At 65.7% G+C, this 20,238-nt stretch carries 24 protein-coding genes; 5 read left to right on the plus strand and 19 right to left on the minus strand.

The features are described 5' to 3' along the window. The 4 genes from F6S12_RS06720 to F6S12_RS06735 all read right to left on the minus strand — a co-directional run. Window positions 1–267, minus strand: a 267-nt coding sequence (locus tag F6S12_RS06720; RefSeq protein ID WP_315868797.1) for a membrane integrity-associated transporter subunit PqiC, incomplete at its 3' end; no start/stop codon positions are given. Next, window positions 264–1,955: an intermembrane transport protein PqiB gene (locus F6S12_RS06725; protein ID WP_015636705.1), complete on the minus strand. Its 1,692-nt coding sequence runs from the start codon at window positions 1,953–1,955 to the stop codon at window positions 264–266. The genes F6S12_RS06720 and F6S12_RS06725, both read right to left, overlap by 4 nt. Continuing rightward, on the minus strand, window positions 1,948–2,562 hold the full coding sequence (locus F6S12_RS06730) for a paraquat-inducible protein A (protein WP_011062811.1): 615 nt from the start codon (window positions 2,560–2,562) through the stop codon (window positions 1,948–1,950). Before F6S12_RS06730 ends, F6S12_RS06725 begins: the two co-directional genes overlap by 8 nt. Next, window positions 2,562–3,170, minus strand: coding sequence for a paraquat-inducible protein A (locus F6S12_RS06735; RefSeq protein ID WP_015636707.1), 609 nt, complete (start codon window positions 3,168–3,170; stop codon window positions 2,562–2,564). The genes F6S12_RS06730 and F6S12_RS06735 overlap by 1 nt, the downstream gene beginning before the upstream one ends. A 151-nt stretch (window positions 3,171–3,321) precedes the next feature. Here F6S12_RS06735 and F6S12_RS06740 point away from each other — a divergent pair, with 151 nt between their 5' ends. After that, window positions 3,322–3,969: a TetR/AcrR family transcriptional regulator gene (locus F6S12_RS06740; protein WP_072450736.1), complete on the plus strand. Its 648-nt coding sequence runs from the start codon at window positions 3,322–3,324 to the stop codon at window positions 3,967–3,969. A 7-nt stretch (window positions 3,970–3,976) separates the two neighbouring features. Here F6S12_RS06740 and F6S12_RS06745 read toward each other — a convergent pair whose 3' ends face one another. Then, entirely contained in the window at window positions 3,977–4,411 is a 435-nt protein-coding gene (locus F6S12_RS06745; RefSeq protein WP_011062813.1) for a multidrug/biocide efflux PACE transporter, read from the minus strand. Window positions 4,412–4,499: 88 nt separating this feature from the next. Here F6S12_RS06745 and F6S12_RS06750 point away from each other — a divergent pair, with 88 nt between their 5' ends. Then, complete coding sequence (locus tag F6S12_RS06750) at window positions 4,500–5,354, plus strand: LysR family transcriptional regulator (RefSeq protein ID WP_015636709.1); 855 nt, start codon at window positions 4,500–4,502, stop codon at window positions 5,352–5,354. 22 nt (window positions 5,355–5,376) lie between these two features. Here F6S12_RS06750 and F6S12_RS06755 read toward each other — a convergent pair whose 3' ends face one another. Next, the gene (locus F6S12_RS06755) at window positions 5,377–6,201 is read right to left on the minus strand and encodes a LysR family transcriptional regulator (RefSeq protein WP_041752501.1); all 825 of its coding nucleotides are present in this window, start codon (window positions 6,199–6,201) and stop codon (window positions 5,377–5,379) included. 111 nt (window positions 6,202–6,312) lie between these two features. Between F6S12_RS06755 and F6S12_RS06760 the strand changes: the two genes are divergently transcribed. Then, complete coding sequence (locus F6S12_RS06760) at window positions 6,313–7,038, plus strand: SDR family oxidoreductase (protein ID WP_019093591.1); 726 nt, start codon at window positions 6,313–6,315, stop codon at window positions 7,036–7,038. Between the two features lie 52 nt (window positions 7,039–7,090). On the opposite strand, the gene F6S12_RS06765 is transcribed toward F6S12_RS06760, so the two are convergent. From F6S12_RS06765 to F6S12_RS06780, 4 genes are all read right to left on the minus strand, one after another. After that, the gene (locus F6S12_RS06765; protein ID WP_011062817.1) at window positions 7,091–8,338 is read right to left on the minus strand and encodes an RNA polymerase sigma factor; all 1,248 of its coding nucleotides are present in this window, start codon (window positions 8,336–8,338) and stop codon (window positions 7,091–7,093) included. Further along, window positions 8,338–8,829 carry an SRPBCC family protein gene (locus tag F6S12_RS06770; RefSeq protein ID WP_019093590.1) on the minus strand — a complete coding sequence of 164 codons (492 nt, stop codon included), beginning with the start codon at window positions 8,827–8,829 and terminating at the stop codon, window positions 8,338–8,340. Before F6S12_RS06770 ends, F6S12_RS06765 begins: the two co-directional genes overlap by 1 nt. A gap of 26 nt (window positions 8,830–8,855) precedes the next feature. Continuing rightward, entirely contained in the window at window positions 8,856–9,200 is a 345-nt protein-coding gene (locus F6S12_RS06775; RefSeq protein WP_011062819.1) for a YciI family protein, read from the minus strand. Between the two features lie 67 nt (window positions 9,201–9,267). After that, a complete protein-coding gene (locus F6S12_RS06780) occupies window positions 9,268–9,702 on the minus strand; it encodes a YybH family protein (RefSeq protein ID WP_019093589.1) in 435 nt (144 codons plus the stop codon). Between the two features lie 182 nt (window positions 9,703–9,884). Here F6S12_RS06780 and F6S12_RS06785 point away from each other — a divergent pair, with 182 nt between their 5' ends. Next, complete coding sequence (locus F6S12_RS06785; protein ID WP_011062821.1) at window positions 9,885–10,370, plus strand: GNAT family N-acetyltransferase; 486 nt, start codon at window positions 9,885–9,887, stop codon at window positions 10,368–10,370. A 34-nt stretch (window positions 10,371–10,404) separates the two neighbouring features. Here F6S12_RS06785 and F6S12_RS06790 read toward each other — a convergent pair whose 3' ends face one another. Then, window positions 10,405–10,902 (minus strand): GNAT family N-acetyltransferase, encoded by a 498-nt coding sequence (locus tag F6S12_RS06790; RefSeq protein WP_011062822.1) that lies wholly within the window; start codon window positions 10,900–10,902, stop codon window positions 10,405–10,407. A gap of 211 nt (window positions 10,903–11,113) precedes the next feature. Between F6S12_RS06790 and F6S12_RS06795 the strand changes: the two genes are divergently transcribed. Next, on the plus strand, window positions 11,114–11,254 hold the full coding sequence (locus F6S12_RS06795) for a hypothetical protein (RefSeq protein ID WP_015636715.1): 141 nt from the start codon (window positions 11,114–11,116) through the stop codon (window positions 11,252–11,254). Here the strand turns inward: F6S12_RS06795 and F6S12_RS06800 are convergent. From F6S12_RS06800 to F6S12_RS06835, 8 genes are all read right to left on the minus strand, one after another. Further along, on the minus strand, window positions 11,233–11,925 hold the full coding sequence (locus tag F6S12_RS06800) for a response regulator (RefSeq protein WP_011062823.1): 693 nt from the start codon (window positions 11,923–11,925) through the stop codon (window positions 11,233–11,235). The genes F6S12_RS06795 and F6S12_RS06800 overlap by 22 nt on opposite strands. Further along, window positions 11,922–14,594 carry a sensor histidine kinase gene (locus F6S12_RS06805; RefSeq protein ID WP_019093585.1) on the minus strand — a complete coding sequence of 891 codons (2,673 nt, stop codon included), beginning with the start codon at window positions 14,592–14,594 and terminating at the stop codon, window positions 11,922–11,924. Before F6S12_RS06805 ends, F6S12_RS06800 begins: the two co-directional genes overlap by 4 nt. Window positions 14,595–14,672: 78 nt before the next feature. Continuing rightward, the gene (gene kdpB / locus F6S12_RS06810; protein ID WP_315868798.1) at window positions 14,673–16,745 is read right to left on the minus strand and encodes a potassium-transporting ATPase subunit KdpB; all 2,073 of its coding nucleotides are present in this window, start codon (window positions 16,743–16,745) and stop codon (window positions 14,673–14,675) included. 12 nt (window positions 16,746–16,757) lie between these two features. Next, entirely contained in the window at window positions 16,758–17,441 is a 684-nt protein-coding gene (gene kdpC / locus F6S12_RS06815) for a potassium-transporting ATPase subunit KdpC (RefSeq protein WP_015636717.1), read from the minus strand. A 9-nt stretch (window positions 17,442–17,450) separates the two neighbouring features. Then, window positions 17,451–19,157: a potassium-transporting ATPase subunit KdpA gene (kdpA, locus tag F6S12_RS06820; RefSeq protein ID WP_315868799.1), complete on the minus strand. Its 1,707-nt coding sequence runs from the start codon at window positions 19,155–19,157 to the stop codon at window positions 17,451–17,453. Between the two features lie 13 nt (window positions 19,158–19,170). Further along, complete coding sequence (locus tag F6S12_RS06825) at window positions 19,171–19,341, minus strand: hypothetical protein (RefSeq protein WP_011062828.1); 171 nt, start codon at window positions 19,339–19,341, stop codon at window positions 19,171–19,173. Beyond that, on the minus strand, window positions 19,325–19,423 hold the full coding sequence (gene kdpF / locus F6S12_RS06830; RefSeq protein WP_019093583.1) for a K(+)-transporting ATPase subunit F: 99 nt from the start codon (window positions 19,421–19,423) through the stop codon (window positions 19,325–19,327). Before kdpF ends, F6S12_RS06825 begins: the two co-directional genes overlap by 17 nt. Window positions 19,424–19,680: 257 nt before the next feature. After that, window positions 19,681–20,169, minus strand: a complete 489-nt coding sequence (locus F6S12_RS06835; RefSeq protein WP_011062830.1) for a GyrI-like domain-containing protein — start codon at window positions 20,167–20,169, stop codon at window positions 19,681–19,683. Window positions 20,170–20,238 lie beyond the last annotated feature (69 nt).

Here is a 20,238-nt window from a genome sequence, read left to right on the forward strand (position 1 = left end):
GGCGTCGTGGAACTCATCCACCAGCGGCGCGCTCCAGCGCTGGGTTTCGAGGATCGCCAGGGTGCCGCTGTCCTGGCGCACCACCAGTTGCGGCTGGTCCACCTGGACCGGAATCCGCACCGTGGACATTTCGAACTGCGGGCCCCCGGTGCGGGCCGCGCTGCTGCCTTCGGCCACCGGTGGCAGCAGGGTGTAGTAATGGGTGGGCGCGGAGCTGCAGGCGGCAAGTCCCAGGGTCAGGCAGAGCAACAGGGCACGGGTTTTCATGGCTGGGCTTCCGGTACGGATTCGCGAACAGAGGAGGATGGCGACTGGTAGGCATCCGGTTGATTGTCTTTGAGGCGCCCGCGGATCAGCGCTTCAGGATGACGCCCGAGGAAATCGCTGAGCACCCGCACCGAACGCGCGGTGCGCTGCACTTCCTCCATGGCCTGGCCGAGTTTCTGCCGCTGCGGCGAGTCTTCGGAGAAACTCTCGTTGGCGCTGGCCAGGGTCTTCTTGGATTGCTCCAGGGTGTCGCGCATCTGTGGCAGCACTTCGCCGTTGACCTGTTTGAGGGTCTTCTGCATCTCCGCCAGGCTGCCATTGAGGTTGGCGGCAATGGAGTCGATCGGCAGCTTGCTGATCTTGTCCACCACGGCCTGCAACTGCTCCTGCAACTTGTCCATGCTGCCAGGCACAGTGGGAATCTCCAGGGGCCGTGCGGTAGCGTCATAGGCCACCGGCTTGGCGTTGGTGACAAAGTCCAGGGAGATGTACAGCTGGCCGGTCAGCAGGTTGCCGCTGCGGGGCTGGGCGCGCAGGCCGTTCTTGACGAAGGCGCCGATCAGTTTCGCCGAGCGGGCGTCGTCTTCGCCGCCGGTCTGCTTCACCAGCTTTTCGTGGGCCTTGCCCAGCCGCTCGGGGTAGATCACCGCGCCGACCAGGGTCGGAAAATACTTGCGCTGCTCGTCGTAGTCCAGGTCCATGGACACCACCTTGCCGATGTTCACCCCGAGGAACTCCACCGGGGCATTCACCGACAGGCCGCGCAAGGCCTGGTCGAAGCGCATGCGAATGTAATAGGGCGCGCCGTCGGGCGGCGCCAGGGCGGTGTCCTGGTCGCCGAACAGGGTGTACTCGGCGTTCTCGTCAGCCGGCTTGGCGTTGGGGCTGTACTTGGGTTCGACGAAGGCAATGCCGCCGGCGAGGATCGACGACACCGACTCGGTGTTGACCTTCAAACCGTTGGCGCCGAGGGTCACGTCGACGCCGCTGGCGTTCCAGAAACGGGTGTCGGTGGTGACGTACTTATCGTTGGGCGAATTGACGAAGATCTTCACGTCCACGCCCTTGCCGCTGTTGGCCAACTGGTAGGACACCACCTGCCCCACCTCGATGCGCCGGTAATAAACCGGCGAGCCGATGTCCAGCGACCCCAGGTCGTCGGTGTGCAGGGTAAAGCGCTTGCCCTTCTGCCCATAGGTGATGGGCGGCGGGGTTTCCAGGCCCTTGAAGCTGTCCTTGCGTTTTTCCGACTTGCCGGCGTCGGCGCCGATAAAGGCCCCGGAAAGCAGGGTGTCGACCCCGGAAATGCCATTGGCGCCGATACGCGGGCGCACCACCCAGAACAGCGAATCGTCGGCGGTGAAGGGTTCGGCGGACTGGTCCAGCTCGACCTTGGCCACCACCTTCTTGCGGTCGTCGCTCAGGGCGATGGAGGTCACCTTGCCGATCACCACGTTCTTGTACTTGACCTGGGTCTTGTTGGCTTCCAGGCCTTCGGCGGTCTGGAAGCTGATGCTGATTTCCGGCCCCGCCGAGAGTGAGTTGTGCACCACCATCGACAGCCCCACCAGGGCCGCGACAATCGGCACCAGCCACACCAGCGAGACATTGAAACGCCGCGTGCGCAGCGCCGGAGCGCCAGGGACGGGCGGGGGATTTGCTGCGTTGGAACCTGGATGATCAGACATCTTCAACCTCTGCGTCCCAGATAAGCCGGGGATCGAAACTCATGGCCGCCAACATCGTCAGCACCACCACCAAACCAAAAAACAGAATACCCATGCGCGGGTCGATCGAACTCAGGGCACGAAACTGCACCAGGGCCGCCACCAGGGCCACCACCAGCACGTCGAGCATCGACCAGTAGCCGATCAGCTCGATGAAACGATAGAGCTTGGCCCGCTCGCGCTGGGCCCAGAGGCTGCGGCGCTGGCAGGTCACCAGCAGGGTGCCGAGGACAAAGAACTTGCTGCAGGGCACCACCACGCTGGCGATGAAGATCAGCAGGGCGATGTCCCAGGAACCGTGTTTCCAGAACTCCACCACGCCGCTCATGATGGTGTTTTCACTGGCGCTGCCAAAGATGCTGGTGTGCATTACCGGCAGCAGGTTGGCCGGAATGTAGAAGATCAGGCTGGCCAGGAGAAAGGCCCAGGTGCGCGCCAGGCTGTTGGGCTTGCGCGCATGCACCGGCGCATCGCAGCGCGGGCATTGATGCTCGGACGCCTGGCAGACCTGGCCGCAGGTGTGGCACAGCATCAATTGGTGGTCCCGGGCGTAGGGCGGAGCGCTCATCAGTAGCGGCCCTCCAGGTCATCCCAGAGGTAGCGGATGTCCTTGCCGGAAATCAGGATGATCAGCACCGTGAGCATCGCCAGGGCCCATAGCCCCAGCCCCGGGTGCACATCGAGCATCCCCGCCAGCTTGACGATGGCCACCAGGATCCCCAGCAGGCACACCTCCAGCATGCTCCAGGGCCGCAGGTGCTCCAGAGCGCGCATGCTGGCCTTGAAGCCGGGCGCGGCGCGCCCCACATTGGCAAACCCCAGCACCCAGCACAGCAGGATGATCTGCAGGCAGGGCGCAAGAATGATGGTCAGGCCGGTGATCGCGGCAATCAGGCTGATGCGGCCCTGGGCCAGGGCCTCCACCGATTGCCAGAGGGTCGCCTCGTTGCTCAGGCCTTCGAGGCTGATCTTGATCACCGGAAACAGATTGGCGAAGACGAACAACAACCCAGCGGTGATCGACAGGGCCAACAGCTGCTGCACACTCAGCCAACGGGCACGGGCCAGCACCGCGCCACAGCGCGAGCACTGGGCCGTCTGGCCTTTGCCGAGCGGCACGGACTCGTACAACGAATCGCAGTGTTCGCAGATGATCCAGTTGCGGGAAATAGTCATGGCCTTCAGATAGTCAGGAGGACAGCAGGTTCACTGAACGGAACCCGAAGCCGGGTATTTTCTGCAAAAGTAGAGGATGGTGTCTAGTTTTCTCTAGGACTGCACCCCACGCTCTACGCCATAATAGGCGCCCCCGGACATTTCGCTGACCATGACCGAATCCATTCCCTCCCCCGCCGCTCCCCACCGAGCCCCCAAACAGTCCCGTGGCCACGAACGGGTGATGGCGATCCTCGACGCTTGTGCCCGGCTACTGCCCAGCCAGGGGGCGGCGAACCTGACCATGCATGGCATCGCCCGGCTGGCCGGTACCTCCATCGGTTCGCTCTATCATTTTTTCAGTGACAAGCAGCAAGTGCTCGAAGCCCTGGGCCAGCGCCACATCGAAGCCCTGAGCACCATCACCAGCGACCTGCTGGCGGTTGCTCCGCAGGTCTGGACGGGGTCCAGTGGCCGGCAAGTGATAGAGCGCATGGTGCTGCCGATACTCGAATACCTGGAGCAGCACCCCGACCTGCTGCTGATGATCAACCCGGGGTTTGCCATGGGCCAGTTGCAGGCCCCGGACCTGCGCCTGCAGATCAAGAGCGTCTATCGCCAGGTCCTTGCGCTGCGCCTTCCCCAGGCCAGTGCCGCCGAGCGCGAGGCCTACGCCATGGCCATGCTCGGCCTGCCCATCGGCCTGTTCCACCTGGCCCTGGAACACCCCGAGTTCAAGAGCCAGCTGCTGCTCGAAGAAGTGCCGCGGGCGCTGGAAGCCTATCTGGCTGCCATCGAAGGGCGGCACCCGGCGCCCTGAAACCGGCTCAGTGAGCCAGGCGCTGTTGCAGCCACTTGTCCCGCAGCACGTCGTAGACCCAGTGATAGACATAGGTGTACGGCAGGAAAAACAGCAGCACGCCGATGTCCAGGATGAACGCCTGCAGCAGGCTGATATTCAGCCACCAGGCAATCATCGGTACGCCCACTGCCACCAGCCCGCCTTCGAACATCAACGCATGCAGGACCCGGGTCCAGCCGTTGTGGACCCACTGCAAGCGCTTGAGCAACCGGTCGAACAGGCCGTTGAACACCACGTTCCAGGCCAGGGCCAACAGGCCGATGCCGATGGTCACCAGGCCCATGTCGGCCATGGGCTTGTCCATGATCCAGGACAGCAGCGGGGTGCAGATCAGCACCGCCAGCAGTTCAAAACCTACCGCCTGGAAGATGCGTTCGTTAAGGGATTTCTGAAGGCTCATGGTCGGCTCCTTGAATGAATGTGTTGCCGATCTTCCAGGACAAGGCCGATACTTCATAATCAATAACCATCGAGCAGGGCGATAGTTCATGGCCTCACATGAAGTGCTCCTGGCGTTTGTCCAGGCAGCCACCCAAGGTTCCTTTTCCGCTGCCGCGCGCAAGCTGGGCAAGAGCCAGTCCACCATCAGCGCGGCGGTGGCCAGCCTGGAGATCGACCTCGACGTGCAGCTTTTCGACCGTTCCAGCCGCAAGCCCGGCCTGACCCCGGCCGGGCATGTGCTGCTGCAGCGTGCCGAAGCAATCCTGGCTGCCACCAGCCGCCTGGAAATGGCCGCCAGCCAGCTGTCCCAGGGCATTGAGGCGAAACTCACGGTGGCGCTGTCGGACACCTACCAGTCGGATCGCTTCGAAAGCAGCCTGAGCGCCTTCGAGCAGCGTTACCCGGACCTCGAGCTGGAATGCCTGATTGCCGAGTGCGAAGACCTGATCGCCCTGGTGCAGAGCGGCCGGGCGCAGATCGCCTTTGCCGAGATGCAGGCCGACTACCCGGCGGACCTGGAGCACAAGACCATGCAAGAGCGCAGTGAGATTTCCCTCTACGTGGCCTGCAAGCATCCCTTGGCGCAGCAGGCCCGGGTCGATGAGGAAAGCCTGCGCCAGCACCGTGAATTGCGTCTGGCCACCGTGCTCAACCCCTACGACAGCCGCTGCCAGGGCCGGGTCTGGTCGGCCCCCAGCTACCTGATGCTGCTGGAGATGGCCCAGGGCGGCTTTGGCTGGGCACCCCTGCCGCGCTGGCTGGTGGAAGGTTTTGGCGCGGGCAAGTTGCAGGAGCTGAACGTGCGTGGCTGGCCGCGCACCGTGGCGGTGGACGCGCTCTGGTCGCGCCTGCACCCGCCAGGGCCGGCGGGCAGCTGGTTGCTGGCGCAGATGCTGCAATGACTGCGCTCGTCAGCGCCGCCCGCTAGCCGATTGGCCGCAGGGTGCGCAAGTAGTCATGCAGCGTGCGCAAGGTCGCCGACTCCAGCGCCTGCACGGCGTAGCACAAGCCGATCCGCCGGCTGGGCGCCGGCAGGTGCAAGGCCCGGCTTTCTACCCCCTCGCGGCCCTGCACCAGCGACAGCGGCAGCATCGCCACCCCCAGGCCCGCCGCCACCATGTTCAGCGCCTGTTTCAAGCTCCCGGCATGCCCGGCCTGGGCTTGCACAGCACCGCCATAGAGCGCCATCAGGCGCTGGTGCGAGGCGTGTTCCGGGCAAGTGACCCAGTCCTCCACCCGGGGCTGGGGCTGCTCTTGCTCCAGCAGCCTGTGCCCCACCGGCACCGCCAGCACATAAGGCTCCTCCCATAACGGCAGGAACAATTCGTCCTCGCAGCACAGCTCTTCCACCGCCAGGCGCGCGTCGCCGACACAGCCTTCCTGCAAGGTCAGCAACAGGTTGGGCAACGCCTGCTGGGCCATTCGTACGAAAGCGGAGACCTGGCTGTCGGCAATATCACCTTCTACTCCCAGCTCCAGCGCCAAACGGCTTTCGTCCTGGCGAAACAGACGGCTCAAGCTCTCGGCCTCGGCCACCATGCGCCGGGCCTGGGGATACAGCACCCGCGCCTGCTCGCTGACTTCAACACCCCGTGGCTGGCGCAGGAACAACTGCGCCCCCAACTCGTCCTCAAGCTGTTTGATGGTCACCGACAAGGTCGGCTGGCTGATGCACAAGCGCTGGGCGGCAGCGGTGATGTTGCGCTCCTCGAACACCGCAAGGAAGGCTTTGAGATGGCGGATATCCATAGGAAATACCGATGACAGACAGAGGAATAAGGCATTTTTCAGCCTCAAGAGGGCTAAATATACTGCCCGTCCCGTAAAGCCATGCATTTTTCTTATTCCTGGAGTCCTCCCATGAGCAAGCCTCTCGTCATCATCACCGGCGCCAGTTCGGGCATCGGCGAGGCCACCGCCCGCCTGCTGTCGGCGGCCGGCCATCCCCTCCTGCTGCTGGCCCGGCGCGTCGAGCGCCTGCACGCCCTGGAACTGCCCGACAGCCTGAGCCGCGCGGTGGACATCACCGACCGCGCCGCACTGCTGGCCGCCGTGGAGGAGGCCGAAGCGCGGTTCGGCCCGGCGGACGCCCTGATCAACAACGCCGGGGTCATGCTCCTGGGGGACATCAGCCGGCAGGACCCGCAGCAGTGGGAGCGCATGCTCGACGTCAACGTCAAGGGGCTGCTCAATGGCGTGCACGCCGTGGTGTCCGGGATGATCGAGCGCCGCCAGGGCACCCTGATCAACGTCAGTTCGGTGGCCGGGCGCAAGACCTTTGCCAACCACGTGGCCTATGTCGGCACCAAGTTCGCGGTCCACGGGCTCTCGGAAAACCTGCGCGAAGAGCTGGCGCCGCACAATGTGCGGGTCATCACCATCGCCCCCGGTGCGGTAGAAACCGAACTGCTGAGCCACACCACCGACGAGGCCATCAAGGCCGGTTACCAGGCCTGGAAACAGGACATGGGCGGTACGGTGCTGAGTGCAGACGATGTGGCCGGGGCCATTGCCTTTGCCTACCAGCAGCCGCAGCAAGTGTGTATCCGCGAGATCGTCCTGGCGGCGACCCGGCAGCAGGCTTGAGCCGGGGCGCGGTTGGCGCCCCGGCGGGTTCGGTCGCAGCCTTCGGCAGCGGCTACTGGGGGAGCTGGGCCAGGCGCTGTTCGAGGAAGCGCCGCTCGGGGGCTTGCCGGACCAGGGCCAGGGCCCGCTGGTAGGACTGGCGCGCCGCGGCGATATGCCCCAGTTGCCGGCAGAAGTCGGCACGAGCGGCATGGGCCAGGTGGTAATCCTGCAAGTCGCCGCGCAGCAGGATCGCTTCCACTTGCGCCAGCCCGGCACCGGGCCCGTCGCGCTGGGCCAGGGCCACGGCACGGTTGAGCTCGATCACCGGCGAAGGCTGCAGGCGCAGCAGCACGTCATACAAACCGACGATCTGCGGCCAGTCGGTCTGTGCTGCACTCGGCGCTTCGGCATGCACCGCGGCAATCGCCGCCTGCAGGCAATAGGGCCCGGCCTGGCCGCTGCGCAGGCCGCGCTCTACCAGGGCACAGCCCTGCTCGATCAAGTCCTGCTGCCACAACCCGCGATCCTGCTCGTCCAGTAGGACCAGCTCGCCGTCGCTGGAAAGGCGCGCGCCACGCCGTGACTCGTGCAACAGCATCAGCGCCAGCAGGCCCATCACCTCCGCTTCCGGCAACAGTTCCAGCAGCAGGTAGCCCAGGCGGATGGCTTCGCGGGTCAGGTCCTCCCGGGTCAGCTCGGCGCCCATGGAGGCCGAATACCCTTCGTTGAACACCAGGTAGATCACCCGCAGCACGCTCTCCAGGCGCTCGGGCAGCTCGCTCAACGCCGGCACCTGGTAGGGAATCCGCGCATCGCGGATCTTCGCCTTGGCACGCACGATGCGCTGGGCGATGGTGGCCGGCGTGGCCAGAAAGGCCCGGGCGATTTCCTCGGTGCTCAGGTCGCAGATCTCCCGCAGGGTCAGGGGTACCTGGGCATCCGCCGCCAGCGCCGGGTGGCAGCAGGTGAAGATCAGGCGCAGGCGATCGTCTTGCACGTCCTCGGCGCTCCAGTCGTCCTGTTCCAGTTGCTCGAGCTGGCTGAGCAGCGCCGCCTGTGACGCCGCGAAGCGCGCCCGGCGACGCAGGGCGTCGATGGCCTTGAAGCGGCCGACGGACACCAGCCAGGCCCGCGGGTTGTCCGGCACGCCATCGCTGCGCCAGCGCTCCACCGCCACGAAGAAGGCTTCATGCAGAGCCTCCTCGGCCAGGTCGAAATCCCCCAGCAGGCGGATCAGGGTGGCGAGGATTCGCCGCGACTGCTCGCGGTAGACCTGCGCCACCGTTGCCGCGATGACTTCCCGAGGCTGGTCGCTCATCAGTCCGGCAGGTCCCGGGTGACCAGGGCCACCAGGCGCTCCAGGCTCTGCCCCCAGCCCTCGTGAAAGCCCATGGCCTCATGGGCCTTGCGATCGGCCTCGGTCCAGTGCATGGCGCGGGCAGTGTAGAGGGTCTGGTCGCCCTGCTCCTCGAAGGTCACTTCAGCGGTCATGAACGGCTTGCCCGAGGGGATCCAGCCCGGCAGGTAGGCGTCGGTAAACACCAGCCGCGACGGCGCGGCGATCTCCAGGAACACCCCCATGGTCGGGTACTCGCTGCCGTCCGGGGCGCGCATCAGGGTACGAAACTGGCCGCCGACCCACAGGTCCATTTCACACTCCGGAGTGATCATGCCGTGGGGCCCCCACCATTGCGCCAGCAAGGCCGGCTCGGTCCAGGCGCGAAAGACCTTGTTGCGCGGCGCGTCGATCAGGCGGCTGATGGACAGTTCATGCTCGGCGGGCTTGCGGCCCGCGGTCTGGAAAGTCATCGCGAAACTCCTGTTTATCGTTGTTTTCAGGGATTCAATTCACGTACCGGACGCACTTCGACACTGCCGACCCGGGCCGCCGGTATCTGCCCGGCCACCTGGATAGCTTCGTTCAAGTCCTTGGCCTGGATCAGGTAGAAACCGGCCAACTGTTCCTTGGTTTCGGCGAACGGGCCATCGGTGATCGACAGCTTGCCACCGCGCATGCGCACCGTGGTGGCGGTGTGCACCGATTGCAGCGCCTCGGCGGCAAGCATCCGCCCGCTGCCCTGGACCGACTCGGCATAGGCCAGGCACTCGGCATCCTCGGGGCTGTCGGGCAGGCTGTGCAGCAACTGTTCGTCGCTGTAGACCAGGCATAGGTATTTCATGGGCACCTCCGGATTCGGGCTGAGCAACTATGGTCGCTGTTCGCCGCTTTGGCGAACCGCTGGTTGCTCAGGGTTGCAGGTCGAACTGGGTGGTCCCGGTGAGCATGTCGAACGGCGCCGACCAGTGCTCGTGCACCACCAGCCATTGGCCCGCACGGCGCTGGTAAGCGGCACTCACCCGCATCCAGCAGGCCTTGGTCACGCCCTCGGCATCGGTGCCACCGCAATGGGCCAGCCAGTGGGCGAAGGCCAGCTCTTCGTCGGCCAGCACCTGCAACTGATGGAACTCGAAAATGCCCGGGCCGGGGCAGACCTGCATGCACGCTTCCCAGTGTTCGCGATAGGCGGCCTTGCCCTTGAATTGCAAGGCACCGACCGCGTCGAAAGACGTGATGTCGTCGGCGTAGTAGCTGACAATACGCTGGATATCCCGGGCCATCACAGCCTGTTGCCAGTTGTCGATCAGGCTGCGGACCTGCGCTTCGTTGGATGGATTGTGCATGGCGAAACTCCTCATGAATGGAATGAACCGCTGCTGAACACCCCCTGCACCCACGCCGTTGAATGTTCAGTTCACCCTTAGTCGTCTGGCCATTCGCGCAATCGACACTGCGCATAAAAAAATTTACCGGCGGGGCAAAATCGCTAGAATCCGCACCCTCCCCCCACCGGATCTACGTGCCCGTGACCACTCGCCTGGTGCCTTACGAACAGCTCGACAGCCACCAGCATGCCCGCTTGCTGGAGCTTGAGGTGCTGCCCGGACAGAAGGCGTTTAGCGGGGACATTCATGGCGCGCTGTACACCCTCGACAACGCGCCGCGGGGAGCGATCAGGGGCTTTGCCCTGCTCAGCGAGGAGTGGCCGGTGGCCTTCCTGCTGCTCAAGCGCCCGCCCTGCCTGCCGGCCTGGGCCGATGCCGACAGCGCCAGCCTGCACGCCCTGCAAGTAGACCGGCGGCACCAGGGCCGGGGCTTCGGCCAGGCCTGCCTGCAAGCGGTGCCTGAGGCCGCCCGCCAGGCCTGGCCCGAACTCAAGGGCCTGACCCTGGCGGTGGACAGCGACAACCAGCCGGCCCTCAGGCTGTACCGCAAGCTGGGCTGGGTGGAAAACGGCGAAGCCTGCAAGGGCCGGATCGGCTATGAACGGCGGATGGCGCTGGCGTTCTGACCCCGGGCCCGCTGCTGCAAACCCGATATCCGTTCTACAGCGACTGCACCATCTCGTGCCAGGCCATGCCGCCGTGGTCCGACTCCGACGCCTTGATGTAGACAAAACCAAATCGCTGGTACAGCGGTACATGGCGTTCCTTGCACATCAGGTGGATGCGCGCCTTGCCCAGTTCGCGCATGCGCGCGATGAAGGCTTGCAGCAGGTGCCGGGACAGGCCCAGGCCCTGGAAGTCCGGGTGCACCACCACCGACATGATCACCACTTCCGGGCCCGCCGGGTCGTGGCCGATCAGTTCCTTGAAGGCCTCGTCGGCCATCTGCACGTCGAAGGTGGCGCCGGAGTTGATGAAGCCGGCCACCACACCCTGCACCTCGGCAACGATGAAACCTTCGGGCCAGGTGGCGATGCGGGTGGCGATCTTGTCCCGGGTCGCGGCCTCGTCGCCTTCGTAGGCCAGGGTCTCGATGGCAAAGCAGCGGTCCAGGTCGGTGGGCAAGACGGTGCGGATCAGCGGAGTCGAAGCGGTCATGGGCGGCAACCTGGGGTCGGAGAAGGGCCGCCGATTCTATCAACAGTGCAGCCTGCGTATGCATTGCATAGGGATCGAAGGGGCCGCCGTAAAGCTTTCATATAAGCCCTGGCAACGCCTGCGCCAAGGGCTTATCTATCAGCTCCCCGACGTCAGGGTGGCCAGCCCGAGCGGGCTGGAACCGCCCCGTCCTGCCCCCAGGAGCTTTCCCATGAGCAATATCCAGATCGGCCTTCTACTGCTGTTCGGCATTGCTGCCTTCGGCTGCATCACCCTGTACATCGACTTTGTCCACGAACGGCGCCGCGGCGAAAAATCCCTGGGCCGGGATCACAGCCCCACCAGGCGGTAACCCACCTGCAACTCGGTGATCAGATGCTGGGGCTGGGCCGGATCGGCCTCCAGCTTCTGCCGCAGATGGGCCATGTGCACCCGCAGGTAATGGGCGCGGTCGACGTAGTCCAGGCCCCAGACTTCCAGCAGCAACTGGCGATGGGTCAGCACCCGGCTCTGGCCACGGATCAGCGCGCAGAGCAGACGGTACTCGATCGGCGTGAGGTGCACAGGCAGCCCTTCGCGGCGCACCTCATGGGTGGCCAGGTCGACCTCGATGGCACCAAAGGCCACCTTGCTGGTGGCGGCCGCCGTACCGCTCTGGCCATGACGGCGCAGTTGCGCGCGAATCCGCGCCAGCAGTTCCGGCACGCCGAACGGCTTGACCAGGTAGTCGTCGGCGCCGGCATCCAGGGCGGCGACTTTCTCGTCCTCCCGATCCCGGGCCGACAGCACCAGGATCGGCACCGCCAGCCAGCCGCGCAGCTCGCTGATCAACTGCTTGCCGTCGCCGTCCGGCAGGCCCAGGTCGACGATCACCAGGTCCGGCTGGCGGCTGGCGGCATGGATCAGGGCGCGCTTGACGCTGTCGGCCTCGAACACCTGGAAACCTTCGTCCTCCAGGGCGATACCGACGAAACGGCGGATATTGGCTTCGTCCTCGACGATCAGGATGCGTGCGCTGCTCATAGGGTTTCCATGGAAGGCGGCTGACCCGCCGGCAAGGTGATGACAAAACTCAGCCCGGCATCGGCATGAGGCTGGGCCTCGATGCGCCCGCCATGGGCCTCGACGATACGTTTGGCCAGGGCCAGGCCCAGGCCGATGCCGGCCACGGCGGATTCCTGCTGACCGCGACTGAAGGCTTCGAACAGGCTGGCCGGGGAACTGCCCTTCGGGCAGCCCGGGCCGCTGTCGCTGACCTGCAGGATGATCTGCTGGTCGACCTGGCGGGCGCTGATCTGCACCAGGGTCCCGGCCGGGGTGTACTTGGCGGCGTTGTCCAGAAGGTTCACCAGCACCCGCTCCAGCAACAGCGCGTCCACTTCCACCAAGGGCAGCTGCGGCGCCATGGCCACTCGCAATTGATGCCCGGCCAGGGGCTCGCGCAGCTGGCGCAGGGCACTGCCGACAATCTCCTCCAGGGAGTTCCACTGGCGATTCAGGCGTACCCCGCGCTCCTGCATGCGCGCCATGTCCAGCAGGTTCTCGATCAGCCGCTGCATGGACGAAGCCTGATCGTGAATCCCTGCCAGCAGGTGCTTGAGCGGGCCCTGCGCAGCGTGGGGCAAGGCGGCGTCGGCGGCGCCGATGATGGTGGTCAAGGGCGTGCGCAGGTCATGGGAAATGGCCGCCAGCAGGGTGTTGCGCATGCGCTCGCCCTCCATCTGCAGCACAGTGCTCTGGGCCACCTCGACGTAATGCACGCGCTCCAGGGCAATCGCCAGCTGGCTCATGCAGGCCTCCAGCAGGCGCTGTTCTTCCGGCTCCTTGAGGCGCTCGGCATCCTCGGCTTCAAGCACCAGCACGCCACGCACCCGCATCGGCGCCTTGAGCGGCAGATAGCAGCCCTTGGCCGCCGCCAGGGTATCGGTGCCGCGCCCGGCCGGTTGGTCGTGGTCATAGGCCCACTGGGCGATGCTCTCGTCAATGGCCAGGGTATTGGCGCTCAGCGCCCGCACCCGGTTCTCGGCATCCGGCAACGCCAGCCCGACCCGGGCCTCGAACACCCCACTGAAGGTACGCAAGGCCACGGCGCAGATCTGCTCCTCGGTCAACGCCGCCGACAGCTCACGGGCCAGCCCGGCCAGGGAGGTGGCACGGCGCTCGCCCGCGGCCGCGGTACGCGCTTCATGGCGCAGGCGCGCGGTGAGCTGGCCGGTGATCAGGGCAATCCCCAGCATCAGGGCGAAGGTGAAGAAGTACTGGGTGTCGTTGACCGTGAACGACCACACCGGCTGGACGAAGAAGAAATCGAAGCACAGCACCGCCAGCATCGCCGCCCAGACGCCGGGGCCCCGCCCGTAGCGCAGCGCCACCAGGACCACGGTCAGCAGGAACAGCATGACCACGTTGGCCGGGTCGAACACTTTGAGCAGCAGCGCCGCCACCGCGGTGGCGGCAAAGCACGCCAGGCTCGCCCACAGGTAGGCCGGCGCGCGGCTGGGCGGCAGGCCGGCCTCGGGCTTGTCCACTGGCGCAGGGCGCCGGCTCAAGGGCCCGTTGGCGATCACGATCTGGTCGATTTCCGGGTGCTGGCGGCTGATGCGGTCGCTCACCGACTGGTGCCAGAACTGCCAGACCTTGCGCGGGTAATGGCCCAGCACCAGGCGATTGGCGTTGTGCTCGCGAGCGCAGGCCACCAGGGCTTCGGCGACATCCATGCCGGGCAAAGTGGCGGTCTCGGCGCCAAACTCGGCGGCCAGGGCCAGGGTCTTCATGGCCGCCGCATAACGGGCGGCGCCGGCGCCACGGCGCTGGGCCGAAGCCACGTGCACCACCATCCAGTCGGCTTCGAGCTTTTGCGCCAGGCGCGCGGCTTCGCGCACCAGGCGCTCGTCCGCCGGGTCGCCGGCGATCCCCACCAGCAAGCGCTCGCGGGCTGGCCACAAGGCATTGATCGAACGCTCGCGGCGATAGTCGCGCATCTGTGCATCGACCCGGTCGGCGGTACGGCGCAGGGTCAGTTCACGCAGGGCCAGCAGGTTGCCCTTGCGAAAGAAATGCCGTGAAGCGCGTTCGGCCTGGGGCCCGAGGTAGACCTTGCCGTCCTTGAGGCGGCGCAGCAGGTCATCCGGCGGCAGGTCGATCACCAGCACTTCGTGGGCTTCGTCGAACAGGTGGTCGGGCACCGTCTCGCGCACCCGAATGCCGATGATCCCGCTGACGATGTCGTTGAGGCTTTCCAGGTGCTGGACGTTGAGGGTGGTCCAGACATCGATGCCGGCCCGCAGCAATTCCTCCACGTCCTGCCAGCGCTTGGGATGGCGCGAGCCGGGCACGTTGCTGTGGGCCAGCTCGTCCACCAGCAGCACCGCCGGGTGGCGCGCCAGGGCGGCATCCAGGTCGAACTCCGGCAACGCGTAGTCGCGGTGCATCAGGCGGTGGCGCTCCAGCACTTGCAGCCCTTGCAGCAGCTCGGCGGTTTCCCGCCGGCCATGGGTTTCCACCACCCCGGCCACCACGTCGCGGCCCTGGGCCACTTCGTTGCGCGCCGCGGTGAGCATGGCGCAGGTCTTGCCGACTCCGGCGTTGGAACCGAAATAGATCCGCAGTTTGCCCCGTTGGGCCGCTTGCTCGTCCTGCTGCAGTTTTTCCAGCAGCGCATCGGGATCGGGGCGACCGTCGCGGGGCGGCATGTCAGCATCGAGAACAGCCATGTGCATCCTTAAATGGACAAGGCGGCACTCGAAAGAGCGCCGCCTTGCAAGTCCCTGTCAGACCAGGCCGAGGCCGGCCAGCAGCATGTCGATCAGCTTGATCCCGGCGAAGGGTACCAGCACCCCGCCCAGGCCGTAGATCAGCAGGTTGCGGTTGAGCAGCGCCGCGGCGCCAATGGCCCGGTACTTCACCCCCTTGAGCGCCAGGGGGATGAGGAACACGATGATCAGCGCGTTGAAGATCACCGCACTGAGAATCGCCGAGTTCGGGCTGTTCAGGTGCATCACGTTCAGCGCCGCCAGTTGCGGGTAAGTGGCGACGAAGGCGGCCGGTACGATAGCAAAATACTTGGCCACGTCGTTGGCCACGCTGAAGGTGGTCAGGGCACCGCGGGTCATGAGCATCTGCTTGCCCACTTCCACCACTTCGATCAGCTTGGTCGGGTTGCTGTCCAGGTCCACCATGTTGCCGGCTTCCTTGGCCGCCTGGGTGCCGCTGTTCATGGCCACCGCCACGTCGGCCTGGGCCAGGGCCGGGGCGTCGTTGGTACCGTCGCCGGTCATGGCCACCAGCTTGCCCTTGGCCTGGTAGTCGCGGATCAGTTGCAGCTTGTCCTCGGGCCGCGCTTCGGCGAGGAAATCGTCGACCCCGGCTTCCACGGCGATGGCCGCCGCGGTCAGGCGGTTGTCACCGGTGATCATCACGGTCTTGATGCCCATGCGCCGCAGCTCGGCGAAGCGCTCCTTGATCCCGCCCTTGACCACGTCCTTGAGCTCCACCACGCCCATGGCCTGGGCGCCTTCACTGACCACCAGCGGCGTACTGCCACGGCGCGAGACTTCATCGACCTTGGCCTGCAAGGCCGGCGGGAAGCTGCCGCCCTGGGCCTCGATATGCCGGCGGATGGCATCGGCCGCGCCCTTGCGGATGCTCCGGCCCTCGGGCAGGTCGACCCCGCTCATGCGGGTCTGGGCGGTGAACTGCACGAAGCTGGCGCCCAGGGCGTGAAGGTCGCGCCCACGGATGTCGAACAGTTGCTTGGCCAGCACCACGATGCTCCGGCCTTCAGGGGTCTCGTCCGCCAGGGAAGCCAGTTGCGCGGCTTGCGCCAGTTCACTGTCCTTGATCCCCGGCGCCGGCAGGAAGGCGCTGGCCTGGCGGTTGCCCAGGGTGATGGTGCCGGTCTTGTCCAGCAGCAGCACGTCCACGTCCCCCGCCGCTTCCACGGCGCGGCCGGAGGTGGCAATGACATTGGCCGACATCATCCGGCTCATGCCCGCCACACCGATGGCCGAGAGCAGGCCACCGATGGTGGTGGGGATCAGGCACACCAGCAGCGCCACCATCACCGTGGCGCTGATCACACTGCCGGTGCCGCTCATGGCCACGGCGAAGATCGAGTACGGGCTCAGGGTCACGATCACCAGCAGGAACAGCAGGGTCAGGCCCACCAGGAGAATGGTCAGGGCCACCTCGTTGGGAGTCTTCTGGCGCTTGGCCGACTCCACCATGGAGATCATGCGGTCCAGGAACGACTCGCCGGGGTTGACGCTGATGCGCACCACCAACCAGTCCGACAGCACCCGGGTGCCGCCGGTGACCGAGGAGAAATCGCCTCCGGCCTCGCGGATCACCGGCGCCGATTCACCGGTGATGGCGCTTTCGTCCACCGTGGCCACGCCTTCGATGACCTCGCCGTCCAGGGGCACCAGGTCGCCGGCCTCGATCAGCACCACCATGTCCTTGCGCAGTTCGCTGGCGGCCATGGGCAACCAGGCGGCGCCATGCCGGGGCTGTTGCAGCAGCTTGGCCAGGGTCTGGCGCTTCATGCCCTTGAGGCTCGCCGCCTGGGCCCGGCTGCGGCCCTCGGCCAGGGCTTCGGCAAAGTTGGCAAACAGCACGGTGAACCACAGCCACAGGGTGATGCTGAGGATAAAGCCGCTGGGGGCCTCACCCTCGCCGCCCAGGGACTGGAACCACAGCAGGGTGGTGAGAAGGCTGCCCAGGTAGACCACGAACATCACCGGGTTCTTCCACTGCGCCTGGGGCAGCAGTTTCTTCACGGCATCCAGGCACGCGGTGAGCACTAGCCCACGGTCGAACAACGCTATACGAGGGTTGCTACTCATGATCGACGTCTCTTACTCACTGGCCGCAACGGGCGAGGAATGCAGGGGCGCTTGGGCATCCAGCGCCAGGTTGAGTTGCAGCACATTGACCCGGGGCTCGCCCAGCAGGCCGAAGGTGCGGCTTTCGCTGTGCGCCTGCAGCAGCATCAGCACGTCCACGGCGGCCATTTGCCGCTGGCGGGCCACCCGGTTCAGTTGCAGCCGGGCGTTGGCCAGGGAGATGTGCGGGTCCAGGCCGGAGGCCGAGGCGGTCACTGCGTCCACTGGCACCGGCATGTCTGCCGCCAGGCCATTGAGCTGGCGATAGGCGCTGACCCGCGCGGCCACGCTGTCCACCAGCTTCTGGCTGGTGGGGCCCAGGTTGCTGGCGCCACTGGCCCCGGCGTTGTAGGGCTGGGGCACACTCTTGCTCGGGTCCAGCGGATCGCTGCCCAGGGTCATGCTCGGGCGGCCCTGGAAATACTCCGGGCGGTCGAACGCCTGGCCGATCAGCGCCGAGCCCACGACCCGGCCATCACGCTGCACCAGGCTGCCCTGGGCCTGGAACGGAAACAGCAGGTTGGCCAACCCCGTGGTAACCAGCGGATAGGCCAGCCCGGTGAGCAGCATGAAGAACACCGCCGACACCAGCACCGGGCGCAACAGGCCCTTGAACAGCAGCGCGGTGGCGCCCTGGGTTTGCATTTGCGTAGTCATCACAACCCCTTACTTGTAGGTCTGGCCGGCGAGCAACTGCAGTTGCTCCACCAGCGGGCCGAGCGCGAGGGCCGGCAGGAAAGTCAGGCCACCGACCACCAGCACCACGAACACCACCAGCAACATGAACAGCGGCGTGGCGGTGGGAATGGTGCCGGCACCGGCCGGGATGTTCTTTTTCGCCGCCAGGGAACCGGCCACGGCCAGCATCGGCAGCATGGTGAAGAAGCGCCCCATGAGCATCGCCAGGCCAATGGTGGTGTTGAAGAACGGTGTATTGGCGTTCAGGCCGGCAAACGCCGAACCGTTGTTGGCGGTGCCCGAGGCGTAGGCGTAGAGCACCTCGCTGAAGCCATGGGGGCCCAGATTGTTGAGGCTGTTGAGAGTGCCCGGCCACAGTGCCGCCAGGGCGGTGAAACCGAGGATGCAGATCGGGTGCGCGAGCACCGAGAGCATCACCAGCTTGATCTCCCGGGCCTCGATCTTCTTGCCGAGGAACTCAGGGCTGCGACCGATCATCATGCCCACCAGGAACACCGTCAGCAGGGCGTACTGGATCAGGTTGATAAAGCCCACGCCGTCGCCGCCGAACACACAGTTGAGCATCATCTGCGCCAGGGGCACGAAGCCGCCCATGGGGGTCAGCGAGTCGTGCATGGCATTCACCGAACCGGTGGTGGCGCCGGTGGTGGTGGTGACGAACAGCGCGGTGTCGGCAATGCCGAAGCGCAGCTCCTTGCCTTCCATGTTGCCGCCGCTCTGGGTCTCCGACATCTGCTGGTCGGCACCGACCTGGGTCAGCAGCGGGTTACCGCCCTGCTCCGCGGTGAAGACAATCGCCAGGAAGCCGACGAACATCACCAGGAAAGTGCCGAAGAACACCCAGCCCTGACGCCGACGCAGCAGCATGCTGCCGAAGGCGTAGGTCAGGGCCGAAGGGATCAGCAGCATGCTAAGGATGTGCAGGACGTTGGTCAGCGGCGTCGGGTTCTCGAACGGGTGGGCCGCGTTCATGCTGAAGAAGCCGCCACCGTTGGTGCCGATGTGCTTGATCGACTCGAAACTGGCCACGGCGCCGACGATCAGTTGCTGCTGGGCGCCTTCCAAGCTGGTGGCCAGGGCCTGGGAGTTGAGGGTCTGGGGCATGCCCTGCCAGACATAGACCAGGGCCATGACCAGGCACAACGGCAGCATCACCCGGTACAGGGTGCGGGTGAAGTCGACCCAGTAGTTGCCGATATCCGCCGAGCTGGAACGGCTCAGGCCGCGAATGAAGCCGGCTGCCGCCACCACGCCGGCGGTGGCGCCGACGAACATCAGGAAGGTGATCACTGCCATCTGGCTGAAGTTCGACAGGCTGCTTTCACCTGAGTACGCCTGCCAGTTGGTGTTGGTGATAAAGGACGCGGCGGTGTTGAACGCCAGGTCCGGGGTCTGCGCCGCCAGCCCCAGGGGGTTGAGCGGTGTGCTGCCTTGCAGGCGCAGCAGCAGGTAGCCCAGCAGCATCATCGCCGCATTGGACAGCAGCAGGGCCGAGCCATAGCGGGCCCAGCCCATGGTTTCAGCCGGGTCGATCCCCAGCAGGCGGTAGGTGGCACGCTCCGGCAAGGCGTGGCCACGGCCGCTGAAGACCCGGGCCAGCCATTGGCCCATCAGCGCGGCCAGCCCGGTCATCAGGCCGAGGATCACCGCGTATTCCAGCACAGTACTCAACATGTCGATGCTCCGTTCAAATCTTGCCCATGGCGACGATGACCAGGGCCGTCAACACAAAGAACCCCAGGGTCAGGCCCACGAAGATCAGGTCGAACATGGCTGGTTTCCTTTCTGGTAGATGCCCGGACGGGCGAATGAAAGTGGGTGGCAGTTGCTGCGTGCGGTCATCAGAATTTCTCGGCACGGATCAGCGCATAACCCAGGTAGGCAAACAGCAGCACGGCGCACAAACCACTGGCGCCGTAGATGAATGGCAGTGTCAGCAAGGCAGCTCTCCCCTTAATGCTCAAAGGCGGTGCCGGGAGCGCAAAGCGCAACCCGGGCACGGCCGGTCAGGGCACCCGCGACGGGCGCCGGCAGGGAGTCGGGAACGCCTCGTCCACCGCTCTCCTCTGCGCCACGCAGGTTAGGTGAGGGCGCATCAAGGTCGGGCACTGATTGCCGGGGGCGGCATTAAGACGGCGTAAAGATTGCGGCGGTGTGGGGCGGGAGAATCGGGGACGGGCCAGCGCCCCCGAGGGGGTCATTCACTTTTCAGGGGCAGCCAGATTTCCAGTACCCCGGTGCCGGCCTGGGGGTTGAAGTCGGCGCTGTAGCGCTCGAACTCCGGGGCATCGGCGGCCTCTCGACCCGACTGGGGCAGCCAGGTGTTCCAGATGTAGTCGAAGGTCCGGGGCAAGTCCTGCAAGGCGCCGCCATGCTCGAACACCGCATAGTGCTGCGGCTGCACCTCGATCCAGCGATAGCGCTCGGGCAGATCGTCGAGCTTGCTGATCTCGACCCCGGCGATGTACTCGAAGCCGCCCTGGCCGTCGGGGTTGCAGCAGATGCCATAGGTCTTGCGGTCGACCTGCCCCGGCACCTTGCCGATGTGCGGCACAAAGCGCTGCCACAGCAGGCCGATGTCCTGGCGAGTGGCAGGAGTGAATCGTTCGCCGAGGCCGGCGATCAGCAAAAAACGCTCCCTTTCGAAGCGCGGTTCTGGGCCTCTGCCCTGTTCTTGCTCATCCATGAATGCCACTCCTGCCGCAGAAAAGATGGGTTCGGCACGAAGTATAGAAGCCAATAGCCAAGGCCAGGA

Source organism: Pseudomonas sp. JV245A (assembly GCF_032424515.1).
In the GTDB taxonomy this organism is placed as follows: Bacteria; Pseudomonadota; Gammaproteobacteria; order Pseudomonadales; family Pseudomonadaceae; genus Aquipseudomonas; species Aquipseudomonas protegens.